The 26,204-nt window shown below is 60.6% G+C and carries 11 protein-coding genes; 5 read left to right on the forward strand and 6 right to left on the reverse strand.

Annotated features, from left to right (window positions below; all coding sequences use genetic code 11):
* Nucleotides 1-145 precede the first annotated feature (145 nt).
* The gene (locus tag BMH52_RS22470; RefSeq protein ID WP_073845089.1) at nt 146-4,738 is read right to left on the reverse strand and encodes a hypothetical protein; all 4,593 of its coding nucleotides are present in this window, start codon (nt 4,736-4,738) and stop codon (nt 146-148) included.
* A 181-nt stretch (nt 4,739-4,919) separates the two neighbouring features.
* Between BMH52_RS22470 and BMH52_RS22475 the strand changes: the two genes are divergently transcribed.
* The 3 genes from BMH52_RS22475 (at nt 4,920) to BMH52_RS22485 (ending at nt 18,664) form a co-directional block, all read left to right on the forward strand.
* Nucleotides 4,920-8,006, forward strand: a complete 3,087-nt coding sequence (locus BMH52_RS22475) for a transglycosylase domain-containing protein (protein ID WP_073845091.1) — start codon at nt 4,920-4,922, stop codon at nt 8,004-8,006.
* A 160-nt stretch (nt 8,007-8,166) separates the two neighbouring features.
* The gene (locus BMH52_RS22480) at nt 8,167-13,257 is read left to right on the forward strand and encodes a dermonecrotic toxin domain-containing protein (protein ID WP_073845093.1); all 5,091 of its coding nucleotides are present in this window, start codon (nt 8,167-8,169) and stop codon (nt 13,255-13,257) included.
* Nucleotides 13,258-13,483: 226 nt separating this feature from the next.
* Nucleotides 13,484-18,664 carry an NEL-type E3 ubiquitin ligase domain-containing protein gene (locus BMH52_RS22485; protein WP_073845095.1) on the forward strand — a complete coding sequence of 1,727 codons (5,181 nt, stop codon included), beginning with the start codon at nt 13,484-13,486 and terminating at the stop codon, nt 18,662-18,664.
* A gap of 14 nt (nt 18,665-18,678) precedes the next feature.
* Here BMH52_RS22485 and BMH52_RS22490 read toward each other — a convergent pair whose 3' ends face one another.
* The 5 genes from BMH52_RS22490 to BMH52_RS22510 all read right to left on the reverse strand — a co-directional run bounded on the left by BMH52_RS22490 (nt 18,679) and on the right by BMH52_RS22510 (nt 24,391).
* Entirely contained in the window at nt 18,679-19,164 is a 486-nt protein-coding gene (locus BMH52_RS22490) for a CS1 type fimbrial major subunit (protein ID WP_073845097.1), read from the reverse strand.
* Nucleotides 19,161-19,913, reverse strand: a complete 753-nt coding sequence (locus tag BMH52_RS22495) for a pilus assembly protein (RefSeq protein ID WP_073845099.1) — start codon at nt 19,911-19,913, stop codon at nt 19,161-19,163. The genes BMH52_RS22490 and BMH52_RS22495 overlap by 4 nt, the downstream gene beginning before the upstream one ends.
* 69 nt (nt 19,914-19,982) lie before the next feature.
* Complete coding sequence (locus BMH52_RS22500) at nt 19,983-21,227, reverse strand: hypothetical protein (protein WP_073845101.1); 1,245 nt, start codon at nt 21,225-21,227, stop codon at nt 19,983-19,985.
* 21 nt (nt 21,228-21,248) lie between these two features.
* Complete coding sequence (locus tag BMH52_RS22505) at nt 21,249-23,771, reverse strand: CS1-pili formation C-terminal domain-containing protein (protein ID WP_073845103.1); 2,523 nt, start codon at nt 23,769-23,771, stop codon at nt 21,249-21,251.
* Nucleotides 23,772-23,893: 122 nt separating this feature from the next.
* Complete coding sequence (locus BMH52_RS22510) at nt 23,894-24,391, reverse strand: CS1 type fimbrial major subunit (protein ID WP_177345103.1); 498 nt, start codon at nt 24,389-24,391, stop codon at nt 23,894-23,896.
* Between the two features lie 491 nt (nt 24,392-24,882).
* Here BMH52_RS22510 and BMH52_RS22515 point away from each other — a divergent pair, with 491 nt between their 5' ends.
* Together BMH52_RS22515 and BMH52_RS22520 are read left to right on the forward strand one after the other, a co-directional pair.
* Nucleotides 24,883-25,392: a PadR family transcriptional regulator gene (locus BMH52_RS22515; protein ID WP_014717092.1), complete on the forward strand. Its 510-nt coding sequence runs from the start codon at nt 24,883-24,885 to the stop codon at nt 25,390-25,392.
* Nucleotides 25,389-26,162, forward strand: a complete 774-nt coding sequence (locus BMH52_RS22520; RefSeq protein ID WP_073845107.1) for a siderophore-interacting protein — start codon at nt 25,389-25,391, stop codon at nt 26,160-26,162. Before BMH52_RS22515 ends, BMH52_RS22520 begins: the two co-directional genes overlap by 4 nt.
* Nucleotides 26,163-26,204: the final 42 nt, after the last annotated feature.

The raw sequence follows: 26,204 nt of genomic DNA on the forward strand, positions 1-26,204 counted from the left end.
TGCCCCGTAAAAAAGTCCTTGGACGGGGGAAGTACCAGGCCTCTAGACCGGCCTTCCCAGGGTAAAACGGCGCAGAGTATTGCATAACCTGTTACGGGTTAGGCTCGCTCATCCACCGCAGGCATGAGCGAACTGACCCCTACAATCAATCAACACTAAAGAACAAGCGCCTGGCCAACAGCCTCGAAATGCTCGTCCGTTCGATCTCCAGGGTCTGCTGTACACGGCCGGTCTGGCCGGTGCGAATCCGCGCGAACGCCTGGGCTTCGGCCTGGGCCTGGGCCTGGCGCCCGAGGCGTTCCTGTTCAGGGCTCTTGAGGTGGGCAGCGGTGTAGTGGTCGTCCGGCCCCTCGCGGTTTTCATAGTGAAAATGCGCGTAACACAGAGGTTGCTCACTGTGTGCATCCAATACCGCGTACACCTGCATAAAGTCCCGAGGCTTATCCTTGACGGGCACACGCCCGCCCTCGCGGATGATGCGAATTTCATTGAGCCCATGCAGGAAGTCCACATCTTCGGCGCGACTCAACTTCAACTTGCTTGCTCGCACGCGGGCTTCCACCCCAGCGGCTTCCAGACGTGTCGCAGCGGCACGCAGGTCGCTGGCGCGTACCCTGGCATTGTTCAACTGGGTCGCCGCCAGCCGTGACAAGTTCAGGCTGCGCAGCTTTTTATCGATATCTGCGGCAACCATCCGTCGGCTGTTGGCTTGTGCCGCCAGCAAAGCTTGCAGAGAGGAAGGCTCACATTGGCTGGATAACGCCTGCACCTTGAGGATGGCGATATCTACATCCGCCAACAAACGCTGGCCCTTGTTCAGCAGCGCGCCCAATTGTGGGTTGGCCGTGCGCCGGGCCGCAGGCTCAACCGGCTCCCATATGCCGTCTTCAGCCTCGGTGAAGGTGGCAAGCACACTGCCTTTGTCATCCACCAGCTCTGCCGTACCCGCTGGCGTCTTGATGCGTGCCACATAAACATCCCGGTTACGGGTGCGGATGATCTTTTTGACCCGCGCCCCTGCTGCGCTGGGCGGCCTCGGTTGCCTGGATTGTCTGCCGCCAGGCAACGGTGCCAGCAGATCAGCCAGTTGCCCATCGACTTGCTGGTGCAGGTCGGCCAACAGCGCCTGCAGCTTTTCCAGGTTGGGCAAGTCGAACGTATCCGGTGCCACGGCTCGCCAGAACTGAATATGGTCGTCGGTCACCGCGTAGACATGACTGAGGCTTTTAAGCAGTTCGATACGCTCCTCAACCGTGGTGGTCAGGTTCTCCAATTCGGCCAGGGAGCGGCTGGCCCAACGAGCACGATTGATCACCTGGTTCAAGCTGTCGAAAAACTCCACTTCCAGGGGCGGCCCTTCAATGTCGATGGTGATGCCCCACAGCGTGGTGACCTGCAACGCCTGCAAATCCAGAATGGAGGGGCGCGAAGGCAGCTGTGCGTCCAGCGCCCGGGCTTTGTCACGGCCCAGGCGCGGAACGCTGTTCAACTGCTCCATATAGGCGCTTTCCAACTTGCGATTGCTGATAGCTGCGTCCTCGGCCGCCACCTGTTCGCGCATGTTTTTTTCCAGGTTGGCATGGGCCTGACGGTTAAGGTCGGAGCCGGCTTCGTCATCGGTTTCGTCTTGCAGCAGATCCAACAAAGGTTTGATCCGCCGATTGATCTGGATCATGCGCTCACGGGTGTCAGCGTCCATCAATCGCAAGGTGAGAATCAGCGACTCGAGTATTTCACACAGATTTTCCTCGTAACGGGGACGGGGCTTGATTGCCCGCAGACGCATGAGCAGTTGCAGTTCCTTCTCGGAAAACTCGACCTTGTTGCGCAGTTCCTGCTGGTAACGCTGCTCAAGCCTGGCAAGCTGTTGGGCGTCGATTTTATCTTTGGACTCAACCACCAGCTTGCGCGCCACCTGCATGGCGGCAGCCGCTTTGGCACGCGAACGTCCAGCCTCACGGTACTGTTCTTCAAGGCGTGGCAGTGAAAGCTCCAGCGCCTGCAACTGAGCCTCCATCGCCGCATCGGCATTGCCGCCGACCAAGCGCAAGCGCCCATCGAAATCCCAATGCCCGTCCCCCAACGGCTTGAGCCACGGCCCTTTCTGGGCACCATCGGCGCTGATCACCCGCCACGCGCCCGACTCGTCCACCACCCGATAAAGATGCCCACGCACCAAGGCTCGCCATTGCGGCGGCGAATAAGCGGTGTCACGCAACAAGCCACGGCGCGGGCCGCTTGACTCGGCGTGGTCCCAGCCGCCTGAGAACGTGCCCAGACTCAAGTCACGGGCCCGTGCATGTTGCGCGGCGGTCAGGGTATCGCGGGCGTTACTCCAACGGGTCGGTGAGCTGAACGTCGCGGGCGGTGCGCCACGTGTGGGCACCCTGGTGGTGGCAGTGGCTCGGGCCAGGGGGGCGAACACCGGATGCTCCAGCTGCAGTGGCGGTAAAGGATCATGGGGCGTGGCTTGATGGGCAAGGACAACCATCAGATTGCTTAACACGTCCATGACCGCTTTGTTCCTGATCTGTTCATCCTGGCTGGCCAAGTCCTGAATGTCTTGCTGCAGGCTGTCGATCAGTTGCACCAGCCACCCCCCCAGTTGCAAGGGCCCGCTGGCAAACGGCAGGACGCTGCCGAACAGCAGCCACCCCACCTCTTTGAGCCTGGCCCAGCGCTGCTCGGCATTCGATACCGATTGCCGGTCAGCCAGAGCCACCAGGGCCTGGGCCGTGCCCTCAAAGACCAGGCTGCAAGCGTCCTCGTCGTTCAATTGTTTGCTGAGCTGGACCGGGGCAGGTTTCTCGTACAGCGTAAATTCATCACCGGGTAAAAAGCGGCGGATATGCGGTTCAAGGAAGCCGCCGTTGGCATACACCGCCTGGCGTGCCGGGGCGAGCCACGTCAGCACCTCATCCTGCAGCGGGCCGTTAGCCTTGATGGCGTCAAACAAAGCCTTGATCGACTCGAACCCTTGCAACATCGGCTTGAGCAAGGGCCGGTACAGCAGATGAACGCCAGCGCTCCCGGTAGCCGGCCCAATGATGAAGTGATTAGTGACCACATCCTGCGCAGCTTCAGGCGAAGCCTTGAATGCCAGCGGCCACAACGTCATCGCCTGGCCTTGCACCTTGCGCTCGGCAAGGCTGGCTTGCAACGCGGCCTGTAGGCGGTCGACACCTTCCTGAGTCAGGCCGTGCTCACCTTTGAGTTTCAGTTCCAGCGCCAGCATCGGCAGTTGCACCCGTAACTGGCGTGTGAACAACCCTGAGCGACGACTGCGCTCCAACGGGTCATCCAGCAGCTTTTTCTTCAATAGGTCCGGGTAGGCCTGGCCCACATCGGCTTTTTCCACACAACCTTGAAGCAGGCCATAGGTCAACCACTTGGGGGCTTGGGCACCCTTGAGGGTGATCTCGGTGACGGTGTGGGGGAAGCCGGCCAGGTTTTCCAGGGCCAACTCGGTCAGGCTCACTGTGACCGTGTCGACTTCACCGGCGACAAAGCCCCCGGAAACCGGAATCGCCGCGGCAATCACGCGGTTGAAGGTCAACTGAACGTCGGCGGGCCGCATTGTTTTGGCGGCGGGTTCGGCTTGCAGGCAGGTGCGCAAGGCCCGGTCGGCAAACACCTGGATTGAATCAATCCCGTCCAGAAAATGTTGCCCGCCACTGTGCTCACGGGCCAGCACCAGCGCCTGGACCAGACGTGCGTAGGTGATGCTGTCGTCACGGTTTGCATGGACCAGCCACAACGGCAGGGCCTCACGCAGCTTGCGCTGGCCTGCACTCAGATGCGCAACAAACCAGCGGTGGGGGTTGGTGATGTACGCAAGCAACGCTTGGTGCTGGCCCGGCGCGAGGGGCAGGTTGCGGTCGATGCGATCGATTTCCCGCAGCTGCAGCGCCAGGTAACTGGCGGCCAACGCATCGAAGGGATCGCTTTCCACGTCCTGGGCAAACCACTGCTCAGTGTCGGCGTCTTCGGGCACATAGGCCGGTAACAACGCCGCCACATCGTCGATGCTGCCCAATGGATGAACACCGCTGGCCGGGCTGAACAGCAATGTCTGTTGCCCGTGGCTGAGGATCAGCAACGGCAACATCAACGGCGTCGCGCCGGCCAGGAACACCGCCTGTACACGCAACGCCTCACCGTGGGCGCTCCACTCGCGGTCGGGCCGCGTCGGGTGCAGCAGGGTCTTGGGGAACAGCCGGGCAAACCCCTCGTCATTGAAACCAGGTGGTTTGCCGGCATCGTACAGCAACGTCAGCAGATCATCCGACAGGTAGCCCCAACGCGTCATCTCCACCGGCAACGCCTCACGCCACCAGGCTTGCAAGCGCTGTGCATACGCCCCCAACAACCCCGCGCCGCAGCGATTGAGCAGCGGCTCCAGCTCGCTGAGGGTCGGGCCACCGACCACAAACACTTCCCGCACGCGCTGCACCACGACGTGATAGTCCGCCACCAACAGCAAGGGCTTGCTGCTGGCCAAGCGTTGCAGCACCCACTCGGGCAAAGACCGGTAGGCCAGCGCGTCGTCGTCATCGGTCGGGGTGGCGATGTAAATCAAGCCAACCTGCCATTTTCCCGCGCCCAAATGCTCGTCCAGATAAGCCTGGACACTGTCGTTCGCGACTGTGAGCAGGCTCGGCGGCTCGCCGAACAAGGTTTGGATTTGCTCAATGGTGGCTTGGCGCGGCGAGCCTGAAGCGGTGTCGGAAAGGGTCATGGCAGAGCTCTATGATGGTTTAAATCACGAACGCTACCCGCTGCCATCCTGGCGACGCGGTAGTTATCTACCCTCCCGTCTGACGACTCGATCTTTAGCGCCCTACAAACTTCGTAGTGCAGTCAATCAGCGTCTACGCTTCAGACAAGTCCGATCAATCTATAAGAATGGTCAATCGACTATGGGCGCACTGTGGCAAACCGACTCACACCAGGCGCAAGCTGACAGCCCGTCAGCCACGCCGCTGGCAAAAAAACTCAAACCCGCCCAGTCGTGGCGCCGGCTCTACTGGATGATTCTGTTAATGGCCCTGATCGCCCTGGGGTTTGCCGCCACCCGTGAAATGCACACGGCCCACTGGCAAGCCCGCACATTCAGCCAGTGGGCGGCCCAACTGACCTACACGGTGGCCCCCGGCGCCAGCGATGCCATGATGTACCCCGGCGACGGTCCGTTCGATCGGCGCCTGGGCTACAGCGCCCTGGGCGAGTTCCTGCCGCGCCTGCTCAAGCGCAACTATCTGATCGAATCCCAGGCGCGCTTTTCCGACGCGCTGATGGACTACAGCCGCCACGGCCTGTTCATTCTCTATGCCGAAAAGCTGCAAGCCGGATTGACCATCACCGACTGCCGCGCCGCACCGCTTTATCAATTCAACTATCCGCCTCAGCTGTATAAGCACTTCAACGAGGTGCCAGCGCTGATGGTCCACAGCCTGCTGTTCATTGAAAACCGCCAATTGCTCGACCCTGACCCGCCCCAGGCGAACCCCGCCGTGGACTGGCCGCGCTTTGCCAAGGCTGCCTGGTCGCAAGTCGCCCGTCAGTTGCACCTGCCAGGGCAATCGGCGGGCGGCAGCACCCTGGCGACGCAATTGGAGAAGTACCGTCACTCCCCGGACGGCTTGACCCTGTCGGGCAGCGAAAAGATCCGCCAGATGCTGTCCGCCAGCGTACGCGCCTACCAGAACGGGCCCGACACCCTCACCGCACGGCAAAACGTAGTGCGCGACTACCTCAACAGCGTGCCCCTGTCGGCGGTCCCTGGGCACGGCGAAGTGCATGGCATCGCCGAGGGGTTGCGGGTGTGGTACGGCGCCGAGTTTGCCCAGGTCAACCGGGCCTTGAACGACACCGCACAAACCCCGGCCAGCCTCGCAGCGCGCGGCCTGGCGTTGCGCCAAGTGCTCTCGCTGATCATCGCCCAGCGCCGCCCCTCCTATTACTTGACCAAGGGCCGTGACGACCTGGTGCAACTGACCGACAGCCACTTGCGGTTGCTGGCGCAAAATGGTGTGGTGCCGGCCGAATGGGTGACGGCGGCGCTGGCAAGCAAGGTCAGCTACCGTGATTGGCAGCAGCAGCCAACCCTGCAGAAAGTCGAGACCAACAAAGGTATCAGCGTCGCGCGCAGCCGCCTGGCCGCCCTGCTCGACCGCCCACTGTACGACCTGGACCGCCTGGACCTGTCGGCCACCAGTACTTTGCAGGGCCAGTTGCAAGAGCAAGTCACCGCCTACCTTAAACGCCTTGCCTCCCCTGACTATGCCGCCGAAGTCGGGTTACTCGGCGAGCGCTTGCTCACCCCGGCGAGTACCCCGCAGGTACGCTACAGCTTCACCTTGTTCGAGCGCACCGATGATGGCGCACGGGTACGGGTGCAGACCGACAACACGGACCAACCCTTCGACATCAACAACGGCAGCAAACTGGAACTGGGCTCCACCGCCAAGCTGCGGGTGCTCACCACTTACCTGCAAATCGTCGCCGAACTGCATGAGCGCTACGGCGCCGCAACACCTGCGGCACTGAAAAAAATCGAGGTTGCGGAGCAGGACCGCATCAGCCGTTGGGCCGTCGATTACCTGCTACAAAACCCCGGCAGATCCCTGGCCGACATGCTCGACGCTGCGCTTGACCGCACCTATTCGGCAAGCCCGGGCGAGAGCTTTTTCACCGGTGGTGGCCTGCACCGCTTCCATAACTTTCGCAACGAAGACAATGGCCGCAACCCGACCCTGCGCGACGCCCTGCGTGAATCGATCAACCTGCCCTTTATCCGCCTGATGCGCGATCTGGTGCGCTACACCACCTACACCAGTGCCAACAACAGCGCGCATTTGCTCAAGGACGACAACGAGCCGCGCCGTCAGGAATACCTGGCGCAATTCGCCGACCGCGAAGGCACCACGTTCCTGCTCAAGTTCTGGAAGAAATACCAGAAGAAAGACACCCAGGCGCGCCTGGAAACCTTCCTCGACAGCCTGCATCCCACGGCGATCCGCCTGGCCGCGGTCCACCGCTATCTGCTGCCAGAGGCCAGCCGCGACAGCTTCAACAGCTTCGTGCGCGCGCGCCTGGCCGGCACCAAGGGCGAGCAAAGGCTGACCGACCAGCGCCTCGATGCACTCTATGACAGCTACGGCCCCGGCGCCTACGACCTGCCCGACCAGGGCTATATCGCCAAGGTGCACCCACTGGACCTGTGGTTGCTGGGCTACCTGATCAACCACCCGGAAGCGACGTTCAGCGAAGTCGTCAAGGCCAGCCAGTTCGAGCGCCAGGAGGTGTACAGCTGGCTATTCAAGAGCCGCCACCAGAGCGCACGCGACAGCCGTATCCGCACCATGCTGGAGATCGAAGCGTTCCTGGAGATTCATCAACGCTGGAAGGACGTAGGCTACCCCTTCGATCATCTGGTGCCGTCCCTGGCGACCGCCATCGGCAGCTCCGGCGACCGCCCTGCCGCGCTGGCCGAGTTGATGGGCATCATCCTCAACGACGGCGTGCGCATCCCCGTACTGCGCATCGACAGCCTGCACTTTGCCGCCGGTACACCGTACGACACCCGCGTGATCAACGACCCCGACCGGGCGCATCGTGTCATGCCCTCCGAAGTTGCCACGGCCTTGCGCGGCGCGTTATCCCAAGTGGTGGACGCCGGCACTGCAAAACGCGTCGCCGGCAGTTTCAAACAGGCCGACGGCACACCACTGGCCATGGGCGGCAAGACCGGCACCGGCGACAACCGCATCGAAGCGATCGGTTCGGGCGGACGCATCATCAGTTCCAAGGCGATCAACCGCACCGCCACCTTCGTGTTCTACATCGGCGAGCGGCATTTCGGCACACTCACCGCGTTCGTACCAGGCAGTTCGGCGCAGGGCTTCAAGTTCACCTCGGCGTTGCCGGTACAAGTGCTCAAAGGCATGGCACCGCTATTGATGCCTTATCTGCAAGGCGAGAGTCAGAGCGCATGCCTGCCTTGATGACAGCCGCACCAGGGTGGTAACCCGCTGTAGCTTACTCCTGGTTTATTGATCCAAAACGCCCGCTTCCAGGGCCCTGGGTTTTATTTTTCAAGCTTATTTTCAAGCATTCAGCTGAATAGACTCCAAAGCCTTTAAAGGACTATTCAGGTTAAAAGAAATGCCCATTTTGCTCCCCCCAGCCACGACGGACAGTTTTCAGGGCCGCCATATCGAACACCTGAAAAACGCCGTGCCCGACTGGCTCACAGGCGCGTCCCTGGCGCGTATCAACACGTTCAGAACCGCAAAACTGCCCTTGGCGCGACCTTATCCGCACGCTCCCACCGAGGCTCACTCACCACTCAAACAGGCCATTGCCGAGCATTGGCGGGCCCAGAACACCCTGGACAAACGCCTGGGGGATATCAACGATCTCTACGCGTTTGCCGAGCCGTTACTCAAAGCGGCTTTGTTCACTGACTACGGCGACATTGACGTCAAGAACATCTTTTTGCGCCTGTATACCGATGCCGCCCTGGCCTGGTGGACGGTCAATGTCACACGAGGGGTACACAGCAAAACCCTGTCGTTGCTGGATGCCGCCCTGAGTAACTTTTCCGCGAAAGACCGTTTTGTCGATTTTGCCTTTCTCAGCGCACAAGACCCACGTGGGCAACAAGACATCCTGCATTTCCCCCATCGCCGCACGGGCGTTCGACTTGACGCAGACACCTTCAAAGACATCTGCCGAAGCCTGGACATCGGCGCTCGTTACCAGGCCAGCCTCCGGCAACGACTGGGGTTCGATAACCCACCCGTTGCAGTCGCCGTGCGCGATGAGGCTGTCAGCGCCCACAAGGCCGCCCTCAAGAGCGCGGCCCATCTGGCGCAACTCAAAGGCGATCTGCGCGCCGATGCACTGGAGACCGTGCGGGGCTTGATCGAAGAACGCGCCGACGTGCGGCTCGATGGCCTGCCCATCAACAGTTACAACCTGAGCCTGCTGGATTGCCCACTCACGGGCATCCTGCTGTTCATGGCACAACCCGCCAGTGGCCGGCTCATTGCGTATGTACCGGGAGACCCTGAACACCCCGTCAAGGAATACCCCGACCCCATCGCTTTTGTACGAGAACTGACCCGCCAGTTGAAGGGCAGCTCCATGCAAACCACTGGCCCCTACCCGCAGTTTTTCAGCCAGTTTGTCCCTCACCAATTGCGCGGCCGGTTTTTCGCACAGCTCAATGCGCGACTCAGCCAGAAGACCGAACGGCCCACCCTGCAATTTCGCCTGCAGGACATCACCGAGGATTATCAGAACCGCTCGGACGACCCGGCCGCCGACAACCTGTGGCGTTACCTGTACCGTGTCCAACTGAACAAGATCGTCAATGACGCCAGGGACATGGCAGTGTCCACAGCCTACGTCGATCACCTGGCCCGCTGGGCCTGGTGGGATAACTTGCAGCAGGTGCTGTCGGACTTGCTCAATGCCAGCCTACTGCTGATCACCCCCTTTGTGCCCCTGGTGGGAGAACTGATGTTGGCCTACACCGCCTATCAAGTGCTCGATGAGGTGTTTGAAGGCATTGTCGACTGGTCTCAAGGCCAGCGCACGGAAGCGGCACAACACCTGCTCGACGTGGCGCAGAACCTGATCCAGGCAGCGCTCTTTGCCGGCGCGGGAAAACTCGGTGAGGTCATCCAGCTCAAGCCTTCGTCGTTTGTCGACGGCCTGCACCCGGTGCGCGTGCCCGACGGCCAACTCAAATTATGGAACCCGGACCTGCGCCCCTACGCGCAACAGGCGCATGGCCTGCCTGCCGACTCGCTGCCGTCGCCGTCGGGCCTGCATGAGCATCAAGGCAAGCATCTGCTGGCACTGAACGGCGAGCACTATGAGGTGTTGCCCGACGCCGATACCGAAGAGCATCGGATCAACCACCCAACACGCACGGATGCTTATCGCCCGCAGGTATTTCTCAACGGTGACGGCGCGGTATTGCATGAAGGAGAGCAGCCGCAAACCTGGGACAGCGCCACCCTGATGCGTCGCCTGGGACATCGGGTCGAAGGTTTCACCGATCAGCAGCTGGAACAAATGCGCCGGGCCAGCGGCACCGACGAGGCCGTGTTGCGCGCCATGCATCTGTACCACGAGCCCATGCCGCCGCTGTTGGCGGGCACGCTCAGGCGCTTCGAGGCTCAGGCTTATCCGGCCATTGCCAGCGAAAGAATCCGCACCGGCCAACCGCTGGCGTCGGACCCTTCATCAGACTGGTTCATACAAACGGTCACCGAGCTGGACGGCTGGCCCTCTGACAAAGCCATCGAAGTGTTCCTCAACCCCGACTTGTCGGGACGCAGCATCAAAGTCGGTAACCCCGACGCAGCCTCGGCAGACACCTTGCCCCTCAGTTTTGCTCAAGTGATGTCGGGACAGTTGCCCGAACATGTCCTGGGCTTTCTCGATGAAGAAGCGAGCCGCCGACTGCTGGGTGGCGACATTGCTCAATCGCAACGGGTGCAACACCTGCGAGATCTACTGGCAGATCACGTGTTGCACTGGCGCCGGGATTTCACCGACAACGTGTACCGGCAGGTATGGGAAATGACGGACGACCCGGAGCACTTGCTGTTGCGCCAATCCTTCCCACATCTGGATACGGCCATGCAGACACGCCTGCTCAGTACTGCCAGCAGCGAAGAGCATACAAGCATGGCAGAGCAACGCTTGCCCTTGCGCCTGCATAACCAGGCCCGTGAACTGGACGTGGCCGCGCAGTCGGTGCAGGCCTTCGAAGGGTTTTATGCGGCACCGCCCTTGCCGGTCACCACCGAGCGGATGGCCCTGAACACCCTCAAGGTTCACAGCGACAGCTTTGCCGACCTGCACCTTCAAATCCGCGAGCAGACGCCCACCGGCACCTTGCGTTGTGAGGCCGGCCCTGTCGAAGCGACGATTCGACGAGTCCTGGTGCCGACCGTACGTGGCTATGACCTGTTCGATGAAGCGGGCACGCGGCTGTCCTCCCACACAGACCTGTATGAGGCGGTGCTCGGTACATTACCCGCCGATAAAGCCCAGGCGCTGGGTTACCACCCAGGCCAAGGCGCGCAACTCAAACAGTGGCTGATGGACCAGGTCGCATCACTGGCCGAACGGCGTGTGGTGCTGGCCGAGCCTCCGACCTACCGTCGGGCCGACCGAGAAACCGTGCAACTGCTGGGCGGCGGCGGTGTGAGCCGCTGCGCCGAGCCCCCTGTCGAAACCTACGCTCAACATGCCCGGCAAACGTTGCAGCTGCTGTTTCCCACACTCGACGAACAGCGCCTTGAGCTGTTTATCGACAGCGTCCCTCCTCGACACCTGCGCAATCTGCTCAACGAGCTGACCGAAGAAAAACAACGCCTGCATGTCGAGCTGCAAACCTGGAAAGACAGCCCGACACAACACGCCAGAGGCAGTCGAGATGACCGTGTGCAACGAGCCAGGAGAAGACATTTAGCCGTGGCCATCGAGCGATGCTGGGGCGATCGATTTGCACAACACACCGATGCTTACGGCCACCCTCAAAGCGGTGCCCGCCTGGATCTGCACCATTGGCCCTTGCCATCGACACTGCCTCGACTGACCGCCAATTTCGAACATGTGACCGCCCTGAACCTGAGCAATACCGAATTTGGCCCAGCACACAGCGACTTTCTCAAACACTTCCCCACCCTGCGCAGCCTGGACTTGCACGACAACAAGCTCATGGATCTTCCGCCGGCGCTGGTGCACATGCGTTTGCTCAAAGACCTCGACTTGAGCGGCAATGACCTGACGTTCAGCCCCGACGATATTCGCAGCCTGAGGAAAGCCCGTCGCCTGGAACGTCTTGAACTGAGCAACAACCCGCTGGTACTCGCACCCGACATCAGCCTGATGCCTGCGCTGCGCCACCTGGGCTTGAGCCGCACGGCGATCACCCAATGGCCACGCGGCCTGTTTGCACAACCTCGTGTTGACGAATTTTTGCTCGATCTGCGCGCCAATCCCATCGACGCGCTACCGGACGCCACCGCAGGCACGCCCGAGGCTCGTGTGATTGCCCGCGCACGCCTGGATCGAAACGCCCTGACGGTCGAGGCGCTTACCCGTTACGAACACTACCGGACCGCTGCCGGCCTGGACCCCAACCGCACCTACGAACCCATGGGCAACAGCGGCCCATGGATGCTGGAGGCTGACGCGCAAACCCGCCCCATCGCCGAGCAGGTATGGAATGCGGTTGAACACGAGCATGGATCCCAGGGTTTCTTCGAAGTCATCCGCTACCTTGAACTTCCCGAGTTCTTTGAACAGGCCGAGGACCGCCTGCGCTACGACAACAACCGCAGGGCCATGACGCAAAGAGTCTGGCGACTGATACGCGCCGCCCATGAAGACACCCCGTTGCGCGAACGACTGTTCAAGATGTCCAGTTTCCCAGGCCTGTGCGCCGACGCCGGTGCGCAGATCTTCAATGAGATGGGGATCGAGGTCATGGCCAGTGAAGCCTTGCGTTACTCACAAGACGCCGCCGAGTGTGAAGAAAAACTCGTGACCCTGGCCAAAGGCAGTGCGCGCCTCAAGCTGTTGGGCAAGGTGGCTGGTGAAGACATCGCCCAACGCGTGCGACCGGTGAGCGAAGGCGGGCAGGGACAACGGTTCAGGTCGGATGTACGCGACGGCGTGCCAGGAGAGGTCGACGAAGTCGATGTGCATCTGGCCTACCAGACCGACCTGGCGGCCAGGCTGGATTTGCCCTGGATCTCCAACCACATGCTGTATCGCGCAACGGCCAACGTCAGCGAGGAGCAAATCAACCACGCCTACACCCAGGTGCTGGCGCTGAGTGAAGGCGACGGATTGGTCAATCAAATGTTGCTGGAACCTTATTGGGAACAGTATCTGCGCAACAGCCACGACCAGGCATTGCGCGACAATGACCAGCTGTATTCCACACGTTTTCTGCAACTCGATGACCTGCAAACCGCGCAGGCCCAATGGGCGCGAGCAGACGAGCTGACAGCGGAAAAAAAAGCCCTGCTGCGCGACACATTGCGCACGCTGGGCGAAGCGCTCCAGGCCCCGGACAGTGTGGTATTTGCCGACGAGCCCATGTCCGATGAGGTGTATAACGGGCTGCTCAACGACCTGGGGTACAAGGAAAAGGAATGGCTGCGCCAACTGACCCGCCAGGCCCTCGCCCGTGACACGGGGCGTAGCAACCGCGCTTCGTAAGCAGGCACACGATGCGCGGCCCTGCCTAACGTTGTGTGCGCCGCCGAACCTGTGGCGAGGGCGCTTGCTCCCGTGACGGCCTGACAACTGATAAGTATCCAACTGATGGTCGCGGTGTGAATATGGGAGGGGCTAAGTAGTGGTTATGTATGCCTGGACTTTTCATGAGGGTGATTAGTGTAGATCGGGTTGACCACCCCACTACTCATCTCAAGGCAACACAACCATGTTCTTCGAACGCCCCTACCCACAGGCTGCGAGCCATGCCCACAAGGGCATGCACTTTGATGTCATCCAGCGCTCCATTCCACATTGGCTCAGCGCGACCACGCTGACACGCGCTCGCGCACTGAAAGCCGCAAGCCCTTTTGTCTACACCCGACTCAAGTCGCTCGACACGCGCGCAGATACGGTTTCCACAGAGGCCATGGCCGAGCAGTGGACCGCCAGGAATGCCTTGGATGAACACTTCAAATACATCAAGGACGTGTACTCATTCGCAGAGCCTCTGCTCAAAAAGGCCTTGCGTGAATACGGCGACATTGATGTAAAAAACACGTTCATTCGCCTGTATGCCCCCGCCGAAAAAAGCTGGTGGGTCATTGGCGTTCGCAAAGGCGTAACCAGCCGGACCGTAACGTTACTGGACGCCGCTCTGCATAACTTTTCCGCCAGCGAGCAGTTTGCCGACTATGGGTTCTTGTCCAAGCCCGACGCCCGTGGCCAGCAGCCCTTCCTGACGTTCACCTCCAATACCAGCGGCCAGCCCCTGACCGCGCAAGTATTCAAAAATCTGTGCCGCACCCTGGATATGGGCCGCCAATACCAGACACGGTTATTGCGCACCCTTGGCTTCGGCAATCAAGTCCAGGCCGATACGCTACGGCGCAAAGTGATTGCCTGCGACAAGGCCACGCTGAAAAACGCCGCCTGCATCGCCTGGCCGCAGCAGCATATCCAGGAGGACGCCCGACGTCTGCTGTTCGATATTGTCGAGGACAAGCCCGACCCAGCGTTGGACGGCATACCGGTGGAGTACTACAACCTCAGCCTGCTGGATGCCCGGCTCAGCGGTATCGTGCTGATTGCCGCGCCACAGGGCAGCGACAAACACATCGAACGCCTGATTGCCTATGTTCCTGAAGACCCGGAGCATCCGTTGAAGGAGTACCCCTCGCCGATTGAATTCATGAATGAGTTGACGCGCCAACTGCGCGACAGCACCGCCACCCTGGATGCCCACGGCCAAGCGCCTGCAAAGACCACCTACCGTCAGTTTTTCAGTCGATTTGTCGACCATAAACAACGCGGGCATTTTTTTGCCGAGCTGCAAAGCCGCCTGTTCAAGGTGCAGTGGCACGAAAAGAAGCGCACCGATAGTGGCCCCAGTTGGCAAACCATCGCGGTGGACACGCCGCGGTTGCACTTCAGCGTGCAAAACATTTTTGACGACCACGAGAACCGAGCGCCTTCCGGGCATTCGGAGCCTGACACGCTGTGGCACTACCTGTACCGGGTCAACGTCAATAAAATTGTCAACGATACCCGGGAAGTGGCGATCAGCACCGCTTACGCCGACTTGATGGCGCGCTGGGCCTGGTGGGATAACCTGGGCAAGATTCTCTCGGATATTTTCAATGCGGCGCTCCTGGTGGTCACCCCCTTCGTGCCGTTCCTGGGGGAGTTGATGCTCGCCTACACCGCCTACCAGGTGGCCAGCGATGTGTTCGAAGGTATTGTTGACTGGGCGCAAGGCAACGGACTGGAAGCCATCGGGCATGTCATGGACGTGGTGGAAACGGTGGTGCAACTAGGCATTTGGGCGGGGGCCGGTACTGTCGGCCAGGCTGTCACCCTCAAGCTGTCGCCCTTCGTCGAGGGCCTGCACCCGGTGACGCTGGATGGCGGTGAAAAGCGCTTGTGGAACCCCGATCTTTCGCCTTACCAGCAGACCATCAGCCTGCCCCAAGGCATCGCCGCTGATACACAGGGTTTGTATCAGCATGCCCAGAAACACTGGCTGGCCCATGCCGACCATCACTACCAGGTAGAACCGGACCCGCAGTTGCCTCATCACCGAATCGTGCACCCCCGCCGGCCACACGCCTATCAACCGAAAGTGCGCTTCAATGGTCACGGCGCCTGGGTACATGAAGGCGAACAACCGCGCAGCTGGGACGATCACACGCTGATGCGCCGCATCAGCCCGGCTACCCAGGCGCTCACCAACGAGCAGCTTGAACAGATCCGTATCATCAGCGGCAGCGAGCCAGACCATTTGCGCCACATGTATGCGCGCAACCAGCCGTCCCCGCCGCTGCTGGCCGACAGCATCGAACGCTTTAGCGCAGATCGATTCGCCCAAGCGTCGGTCCAGAAAATACGTACGGGCCAGACACTCGCCCCCTATTCCTACTGGTTCGAACAAGCCGTTACCGACCTCCCCGGCTGGCCGCCGAGCAAAGCCCTGGAGGTGTTTCACAACAGCGATCTGAGCGGCGAGTCGCGCAAATACGGCGATACCCACGCCGCGCCCGCCGATACTCTGCGCATCAGCCTGGCTGACGTGATGGCTGCCAGGCTGCCCGAGCGCGTGCTGGGCTTTCTGGACGAGCATCAGGTCAATACATTGTTGGGTGAAACCTTGCCCCAGGCTCAACAGGCCCAGGCACTGCGCAATAAACTGGCGAACTACGTAGAGGGCTATGGCGGGCATGTCGCCAAAAGTCATTACCAATTGGGCCAAGCCAGCAGCGACCCACACGTGGCCCTGTTGCGCCAGGACTTTCCCGAGCTGGCGCTGAGCAGTGCGAACGCGTTGCTCAAGCAGGCCTGGCCTGAAGAAACAACGGTGATGAACGACACACAGCGCCTGCCCCTGCGCCTCAAAAGCCTGGCACGGGAGTTGGACTTCGACCATCAGGCCAGCCGCGCTGTCGAAGGGCTTTACCCTCCCCGGCAACCCTCGGCGCACAGCGAACGGTTGGTGCTCAATACCCTGCGCCTGCACAGCGACGTGTTCAGCCATCTGAACATCGACATCCGGGACAACAGCCCCACCGGCCCGTTGCGCTGCAGTGTCGGTGAACCCGACGCGCCGCAGGCCCGCACACTGGCACGCAGCGCAGACGGGACCTACACCGTGTTCGACGCCGATGCCAACCCACTCAACCCAGCCACCACGCTGTACGAGTCCCTGCTCTGGACCCTGGCGCAGGATCCGCAGCGCTCCCCGCCCTACACCGTCGGCGAAGGTGAACAGCTCAGGCAGTGGGTGATCGAACATAACCATGCACCGGCCGAGCGACGCCTGGCATTGGCTGAGCCGCCCTTACGCATGCGGCCCGCTCCCGAGACCGAGGTGCTGCTGGGCGGAGGCGCATCCTGCAAAATGTCCCGGGTCGACAGCTATGACATGCAACCCAAAACCATTGAAGAACGCATCAAACAGTTACTGCCCGCGATGAGCAACGACAGCGTTCGACGCTTATCAATCACGATGAGCACAGCCGAAGGCGAGCAAACGCTGATGCAGATGGAGTCGCAAAAACGGCAGTTGTTCAATCAGCTCGACGCCTACATAAAGGGTCCAACGCCCAGGGCGGGCACGCTGTTGGAGCCCGAAGTCCGCAAACGCCGGGCGCAAGTCGCGACCCGCCTCTATGATGGCTGGAGCAATGGCCTGACGGTGCATCTGGACGAAAGCTTCGAACACCGCGGCGGTATCGCTCTGGACTTGTTCAATACGCCCATGCCCGACGAACTGCCCACCCTTAACGTGCCACTGAATCACATCAGCGACCTGGACCTGCGCGGTTGTGATTTTTCCGATCACCACGCCGCCTTTCTAGACAATTTTCCGCATCTGCGCGACCTCGATCTGAGTCACAACCAGCTCACCCAGTTACCTGCGACCCTGGGCAAGCTCAAACGTCTTCGACGCTTGCATCTGGAAGCAAATGCCCTGGTTCTGGACGATGCCGCCATTGCAACACTTGGACGGCTCAAGCGTCTCAAACAGCTTGAGATGGCCGGCAACCCACTGGGGCAAACACCGGATATCAGCCAAATGCCGGCCTTGACCTTGCTGAACCTGCGCAATACGCAAATAAAGGACTGGCCCGTCGGGCTCGTCGGTCGCTCACGCGCGCGCGGGTTCCAACTGGACCTGAGCGAGAACCCGATCACCCAGTTACCCCATGTCGCCCCAGGTTCGGATGATGCCGACATCATTGCCCGTACCCGCCTGGACCAGAGCAGGCTCACCTCGGACTTTCAGGACTTGCTCGCTGAATACCGCGAGTCTGTGGGGCTGGACCCGCTGCGCTTCTACGCGCCTAGAGGTGAAAGCGCACCCTGGCTGAGTGACATCAAGCCTGAGGAGCATGAGCAGCACCGGCAGCTGTGGGACGCGATTGAAAAGGAACCCGGCTCTCAGGGTCTGTTTGAGGTGATCAAATCGCTCGAAGAGCCGGACGAGTTCCAGGCCGAGGAAGACCGCCTGGCCTATCAGAACAACCGGCCTGAGCTGAGCCAGAGGGTATGGCGCCTGCTGAGGGCGGTCGAAGCCGACAGCAACCTGCGCGAGCGCGTGTTCAAGGATACTCGCTACCCCGGCTTGTGCCCCGACGCCGGCGCGCTGATATTCCAGAAACTGGGCGTCGAAGTACTCGCCAGCGAAGCCTATCGAACCAGCACCACACCGGCAGAACTCGAGGCCAGGCTGGTGGTGCTGGCCCGCGGAGCCGCGCGCGATGCCTATATGGGCAAAGCCATTGGTGAAGACATCGCCCACCGCCTCAAACCCAAAGATCAGGGCGGGCTGGGGCAACGGCTATGGTCGCAGGTCATCGACGGCGAGCATGGCGAGGTCGACGAGGCCGGCATTCACTTAGCCTATCGCAGCACCCTGGCAGACCGGCTGGACCTGCCGTGGCTATCGACCCATATGACTTACCGCACACTCGCCGATGTAACCCCCGCGCAGATCGAAAAGGTGGCCGCCGCAGTAGCCAGGTTGGAAGAGGGTGACGGGCTGGTGAACCAGATGCTGTTGGACAAAGGTTGGGAGCGTTACCTTGAGCAGCACAACCCCACCGCCAAATGGAACAATGACACAGCCTTCGACTTGAAGTACCTCCAACTCGATGAATTACAAGCACTGCAAGCGCAATACGCGCAGTCACAGGAGCTGCCGGAGATTGATCGGCAAGCCCAGCGGGTAAAACTGCGCGGCCTGGCGCAAGCCCTGGGATTGGACGAAGACAGCGTGTTATCCGGCAACCCTATGAGTTCAACACAGTACGACACAGCACTCAATGAGCTGGGGTACCGGCACAATCAGTGGCTGCGAGATCTGACGCGTGTTGCGCTGAACCGGGCCGGAGCACGTAAAAACCGAGCTTGATGCGGCCCTGGCGTTCAAGGCGCAAGAAAATCAAACATCAGATGCACCGTGCCGTAGTAGGCCCCGCCCTGGTACCCCCCCTGCGGCTCGATCGCCGAAATATCCAGCTCGACGCGCCGGCCCATGCCCGCTTCGTCAGCGCTGAGTACCTGGGTCGAGTCCAGGGTCAGGGGCACCCGGTTGAACAGCACGCGCAAATCGATACGGTCATTGCCGCTCAACAGATAGGGCACGTCTCCCAGGCGTGCCGCAACGCCGCCATTGAGATTCTTGACGTCGAAGTTCTTGCGCAGGCGGCCGAGCCGGGAGGTCGCCAAGTCCCAGGCCAGCAGCTGATCCTGCCCCATCCAGTCGGGTTCGGAAGGCAACACATAGGCTTCGTGGATCGGGATGGTCACCGACACATCAAAGCTCTGGCGTTCCTGAAACGCCATCGCTTGCCCGCCCAGGGTCAACGGCACCATCAGCGCCGCCAGTCGCGTCAATTGTCTAAATATCATCGGGTGACCTTCATCGGTTTTTTGTCCCGGCCTTCAACCAACTGGAAGCTGAATTGACGTTCGACTTTCTTCTCGAATACCAGCTGGCGGCCAGGCAAGATGTGGTGCTTGGTGGTGGGTTCACAGTCGGTTTTCTTTGCCACTGAACAGTCCCTGAACTCATCGAGCACGACCGTACTGTTGCCGGCATTGCGCAGGGTGTACTGGCTGGCGGTCTCGCTGATCTGCGTATCGAAGCGGGTATCCTTGGGGCGCACGAAGAACACCGTGCCATAGCCCGCCATGACGTTGACCCCGGCTGCCAGGTCTTTTTTGTATTCGCTGCGCTCTGCGTCGGTGACCGAAAAGTCATCTTCCTTTTCCGGCACGACGGGGATAAAGCGCACACGAAAGTAACGCTCCTTGTCACGCTGGCCCATGTACAACAGACGAGTGCCCTGGCGTCCGCCGGCCGGCACGATCAGGCGCGCCGGGCTGGCCATCAGGCCGTCGCGATTGGTGGTGCTGCCCTTGGCGTCGGTCATCGAGGCGACCGGCACTTCCCGAGAGGTACCGTCGGCGTTATAGATAATCTCCAGCACATTGACCTTGATGAACGCGGTACTGGTGCCGCCGTTGAATACCCGCTTGAGGTAGGAGCTGCGGTCGCCTTCCAGGTAGTCGTACACGACGCCGACGTTGATTGCCGGCCCCGCCTGCGCTGTCAACGACATCAGGAAAAGCCCGGCCCATAGCACTGCATGTTTCATAGTTGATTACGCCTTGTTGATTGAACGCGGCCCGCCACGACAGCGGGCCTATGTGCGGGCAAAACCCGCCTAGACCTCAGAATCCCAGACCACGGTGACCACGCCTGAATAAGTGCTGCCGGGCGCCTTGAGCATGTCGCTCACGTCTTCTTTGTCGACTTGAAAGTGCAGCGTGCCGGGGCGGTTGTTGACGTAGTGCACGGACTGGATCAACTCGGTGCCTACCCCATCCCGGCGTAACGGCTGCCGGTTTACGGGCTCGTCGCGCTGGTTGTGCAGGCCAAACGGCAAACTGACCGCGACCTGCAACGGCACCTCATCGCCCGCGCCGTTGCGCAGGCCGCAGGTGTTGCCGATCGCCAGGCCGCATTCAAGGGTCATCTTGAAACGCCCACTGGAGAAAATGCTGAAGGTCTGATCACGGGACAATCGCGAGGGTTGCCGCCCGCGGTTGAGCCAGGCTTGCCAGCCGCCTTCGGGGAGCAGTTCGACACGGTTGCCGCCCGGAGGTAGGGTGACCTTGAGGATGTGTTCTACCTGAAGGGTGAAATTGAACGTGGCAACGTTGTCGTCAACAACCATCACATCACCCAAGTCAAAATCACCGCCTGGCCCGATGCTGTAATTCACACTTCCACGGTACTCACCCGCAGCCATGGTCAGCGGGTTGGGGGTCTTGAGTTCATAGGCGTATTCAAGATGCCTGTATTGCATCCACGGAATATCGTAGCCCGCGGTGACGCTGCAGGCGCCCGCCCCCTCAGGAACAACCCAGAAAAACAATGCGAAGGAGGCTGATGCCGCCAAGTAATTCAGACCCTGGCAAGGCGGTGCGCCAGTGCCCCAATAGTACGCCCAATCCTTGCCGGGGCTGACCCATGCGCTTACACCTGGAGGGTAAGCCACATCCCAGCGGGTGCCGATGCCAGCGATGCGCATCTGCACGGTTTCTATTTCGCCAGTGTCAGTGTGGGTCACCTGCACATCGCGCCAGGATGACGGCACCTGGAAATAGGCACCTTGACGCGGGTCCGTATGACCGGCCGTAATCGGCCCAGCAGAGGCGGCGCTGAAGCCTTCGTTACGAATACTGAAGATATTCAGGGCCTCACACCGGTCCGGCCGGTGCCAAGCACATACGCCACTGTGCACCGTCGTATTCTTGAACTTGTTACTCATCGGGTTCGTCGGATCAGGGCGAAACACGGCGGTGATGTCCTCAACGAACGCCTGCGCCGTCAAGCTCGTACAGCCGAGGGCGAGTGCCAGGGGCAACGGCCTCAACAGTGTTTTTATTGCAGTGATAAAAGTCATCGAATCCCATCCAAGCCGCCGTCAACCGGCGGTGTCGGCCTTGTGGTTAGCTTCAGCCAGTGTGTCCGGCGTGCAACGCAGATCACCGATCATCAACACATCGTTTTCATTGGTCGTATGCCTCGGGTCGAGGCGGAACTGGCAGAGCAACTGGTTCTGGTAGCGCACTTGCAGGGTCGGTGAACTGGAACTCATCTCCATGGAGAAAAACCCGTCCACTTCGCTGACGCCACGGCTGGCGTGGTTGATCACGTGATGCCCCTTGAGCGGCGCGCCTCGCCCATCCAGCAGGCGACCGAGTACGGTGACGGTTTTCATCACGGTGACCTTGCGGTAGTCCACACCGCCCTTGTTCAAGTGGTAACTGGAACGGGTGGGCTGGATATTGGCCGCCGGCGGGTGATTGCCTTCGAAGTCGAAGCTCACGCTGCTGCTCTTGTAGGCCGAGACCGGCACATAGTTGCGCCCTGGCCGCAACACGGCACTGCCGCCGCCCAGGTCGTCGGCGCGCAGGGCAATTTCGTCGAGGTCGGTTTCCACATCGATGATCATGCCTGCCCCATTGCCCTGGTACTGGCTGCTCAGCAACATCTTGCCGGCGCCCGCGACGAACGTGCTGTTGAGGTTCAAGCCACCGCTGAAATCACCGTTGAAGGAGCTGCGCTGCACAAAGCCGTCACCACTGACCGCATCGGTACTGAAGCTGGCCATACTCGACAAGCCGACGCCGTAGGTGTCGGTTATGGCTGTGGCCGAGACGCTTTGCAGCACGTGGTCGGTGAGGTCCTGGCGAATCGTCAGCGAGGCGTTGTTGTCACGCCCACCATCGCGGGCGGTGCGGGTGCCGACGCTGCCGGAAATCTGCCGGCCGTCTGTGCCCAGGTTCATGCTCAGGGTCACGTCCACGCCACGGTTGCGTTGATCGTTGGTGCCGCTGCTGCCCGGTCGGTCGAATACCGAGAAACGCCAGTTGGCATCACTGCCGAACAGTTTGTCGTGGCGGCTCCAACCCAAGTCCACGCCTGCCCCTTCCACATTGCCTTGGCTGTGGGAAACCCGCAGGTTCAAGGTGTTTTGTGCGTCGAGGCGGTGGTTGACCGACAGGGCAGAATTGCTCGCCTGGCCGACGAAGGTGTTGCGCCGCAGGCGTGTACCGTCGGGCAGGGTTTCGTAAGTGTCGCGAGTGTCGAGCCAACTGCGGTTATGGCTGAACACCAGGTTGGTCGCACCGAAACTGTAAAGCCCTTGCAGGTCCATGCCAGTGCCATGTTCCTGGGTTTGATACAGGTTGGCGTAGAGGCTGGTATTGCCGGCCACGGTCCAATCCACCGAGCCGCCGTACTGCAGTTGCTCGCGCACCTGGCGAGCAGACAGGCCGAGGATCACGCGCGGATGCACCAGGTAGTTGAGTGACGCACCGGCGGTGATCGCGCCGGAGGCCTGCTCATCCCAGTTGCTGAACAGCTTGGTCTCGCGCCCGGCAAACAGGTTGTAGCGCCACGGGTCGTCGGCGTTGCGCCAGTTGCTGGGCTTGTACACCAGTTCCTGGCTGGTGCTGGTGGTGAGACCATCTTCCACCAGGCGCACTTCGACCTCATAGATGCCGCCCGGCAGTGGCCGGGTGTCCAGGGTTTGCAGGCCGGCCGTCACCGACTGGGTGTTGATCAACAAGCCATTGCGATAAATCTCTACCGCCGCCTGCCGACTGGCGGTGACGTAGATCGGATACACGCTGGGCTTGGCGTCATTGATCGCCAACGTGTCGGAACTGCCATACATCACACCCAGCGCCGTATCGGGGCTGGCGCCGAAGCTGCGCAGTTGACGGGTGAGGCCATCGGAATTGGGGGTGAAATGGCCCAGGCGGAAAAACTGCCCTTGCAGTTCGCGCTGGGTGTACAGCTCGTGGATCGCATGGCGCATTTGCGCCTCATCGCCACTCTGGCGGGCCAACTGCAGGTTGAACACCTGGCTCCAGTTACCCACGCTGGAGCTGGCTTGCAGGCCATAGCGTCCACCCAGGCTGTCTTGCTGGCTGCCATTGAGATTGAGCTGGTTATTGATGATCAACCCCAGGCTGCCGCCTTCCGGTTGGTCATAGAAACGCGGGGTGTCGTCTGCCAATTCGACGTTTTGCGTCAGGATCGACAACTGCGAGCTTTCGAGGTTGTAGTACGCCGAGATCATTTTTTGCGGGCAGGACTGGGTGCAGGCGCCCAGCGCCACGCCTTGTTCCAGCACGGCCTGCCAGGTGTCGCGGGTGGCCGCCGGGACTTTACTGTCACCGGTATCGGTAAATTCCAGAAGGGTCACGCGGTCGTCTTGAGACAACACGATCAAGGCTTCGCCGAGCAGTTGTTGGTCCAGGTCCACACGCACCGCCAGCGGCACATCAAAAAAATGGTCGGCAAACCCTGCGGGCAAGCCTTGGGCCTGAGAAATCAGGCTGCCGGGGGTGGCAGCGCCAGAAGTGGCGGGCGCTGCCAGGGCACTCGTACACATCAACAGCGCAAGCGCTGCCGCGATAGGCGTCATCGGAAACATGAACGGAATACTCGGAATGCCAGGGCCAAAAATGAAAATCAGGTCGGCAGACCGAGGAGGGAAAATCAGCCGACCTGCAAGTCATGCAAGTAATGCCCGTGCGTTGCGGGCATTTACAGGTTTCAAGGCGTTGGCAATACCGCGTCGAACACCACCGGCATCACAGCGGTGTAAGAGCCGCGCTGTGTGGCAGATGGCTTGGCTGCGACGATGCGCATTTCTGCACCCACGCCAGGGGTGGAATCGGCTTCATTGACCACTTCCTGGGGGGTGCCGGTCAGCGTGACGCCATTGAGGCTGGTGGTGAGCGGGATGTTCTGCGCCGCGTCACCGTTGAACAACACAGCCGGGCCACCTTCGATGTAAGCGTGTACCGAACCGTTGGTGTTCTTGAGATCGTAGATGGCGCTCAACGGAGCCAACTCGCCGCTGACCAGGTTGTAGCTCATGGTTTCGTCACGGCCCCAGTTCGGGTCACGCGGTTGTGCGTGGAACACGGTGGTCGGGATGTTTGCCTTGAGGTTGACGGTGTGACTGGCTTCACCTGCAGCGATAGCTGTTACCGAGGAAGACAAAGCCAAAACAGCCAGGGGAACAGCAACAGCAAACTTCTTGAACATGATCAGTACCTGCATTTATTAACATTGATTGGTTCGTTGCCAAGTACCACCTCAACAACGAATTACGCCGCTGGTTAGTTGAACCACACAACGCCAAACAATCATTCAATAAAATTAAAAGCAGGTATGCAGTCTTCTTCTCACACGCTCGTAGCCCTTGTAATCAGGGCGTGCGGGAAAAACATGGCACTTTGACCAAACTTTAAAATCCGCTGTAAGAAACAGGCTACACGGCAGTAAAAGCATAACCTGAAAACTACTGTAAGAACTGGACTACACCATACATACACTCGATTAAAAACTCACGACACTTAGCTCGAATTGGAGCGCCAACTCTAATTAAAGTTATAACTCTAAAGACGCTATTCGTCTATTCACATATTCCGATTTCCGGCTGCGTCTCACGCTGCCACGACCGTTGGTCGCCATAGTCTACCAACGACATAAGATATATCTTACGTTATATCTAAACCTGAGCAGAGAAGCCCTACATGAAGCATGATCATCGCGGCGAATTTGAAAAACGGGGTGGCCGTGGCCCCCGGGTGTTCGCCCCAGGCGACCTCAAGCTGCTGCTATTAGCCCTCATCGCTGAACAGCCCTGCCACGGCTACGACCTGATCCGCCGCATCGAAGGCTTGTTCGACGGCGCCTACAGCCCCAGCCCCGGCGTGATCTACCCCACCCTGACCTTTCTTGAAGAGAGCGAGTTGATCAGCGGCGACGCCGATGGCGGAAAAAAGCGCTACACAATCACCGACGCCGGTCGTCTCTTCTTAAGCGAGCAAGCCGTTGCCCTGGACGGCGTGCGCATGCGTATCGATGTCAGCAAGCGCTCGCTGCGCGGGCACGACCGCCCACCCGAGATCCACGAGGCGGTGCACAACCTGCGCCATGCCTTGCACTCACACCACGGGCACTGGAGCCCGGAAGAAATCGTTCGTGTCGCGGCGCTGCTCAACGGCACCGCCCAAGCTATTGCCGACGGGAGAGATCAATGAACACACAAGCCATCCATCGCGTGACCCACGACATCAAACGCCGCCGCCTGCAAGTACTGCGGGTGGTGGATATCACCCCGCGTATGCGCCGTATCACCTTGGGTGGGCCGGAACTGGCAGGTTTCATCAGCCTGGGCAGCGACGATCACATCAAACTGCTGTTCCCGCAGAACGCCGCCGAACAAGCGGCGCTGGAAAGCCCGACGTTCGCCATCAAGGGCGACGGCCCGCAACCCGCCATGCGCGACTACACGCCACGGCGTTACGACCTGGACATCGGCGAGCTGGACATCGACTTCGTGCTGCACGGCGATGGCCCTGCCTCCACCTGGGCCGAGCAGGTACAGGTCGGCCAGCATCTTTATATCGGTGGGCCAAGGGGTTCGATGATCGTGCCGGACATCTTCGACAGCTACCTGCTGATCGGTGATGAAACCGCCCTGCCCGCCATCGGTCGACGCCTGGAAGAATTACCGGCCGGGCGCAAGGTGCTGGCGGTGATTGAAATCGCCGATGCGGCGGAACAACAGGTGCTCGGCAGCGCAGCCGAAGTCGAGGTGATCTGGGTTCTGCGCGGCCACGATGACCTGCTCGATGTAGTGCGCAACCTGACGCTGCCCAGCGGGGCGTTGTACAGCTTCGTCGCCACCGAAACCAAGCTGTCGCGCCAGGTACGGCGGGTACTGCTGGACACGCACAAGGTCAACGAGGAATACCTCAAGGCCGTGGGTTACTGGCGTGCTGAGGGCAGCGACGAAGAACAGAGCTGACTCAACTCATACTGTGGGAGCGGGCTTGCTCGCGAAGACGGA

Source organism: Pseudomonas sp. BTN1 (genome assembly GCF_001907715.1).
Classification (GTDB): domain Bacteria; phylum Pseudomonadota; class Gammaproteobacteria; order Pseudomonadales; family Pseudomonadaceae; genus Aquipseudomonas; species Aquipseudomonas paracarnis.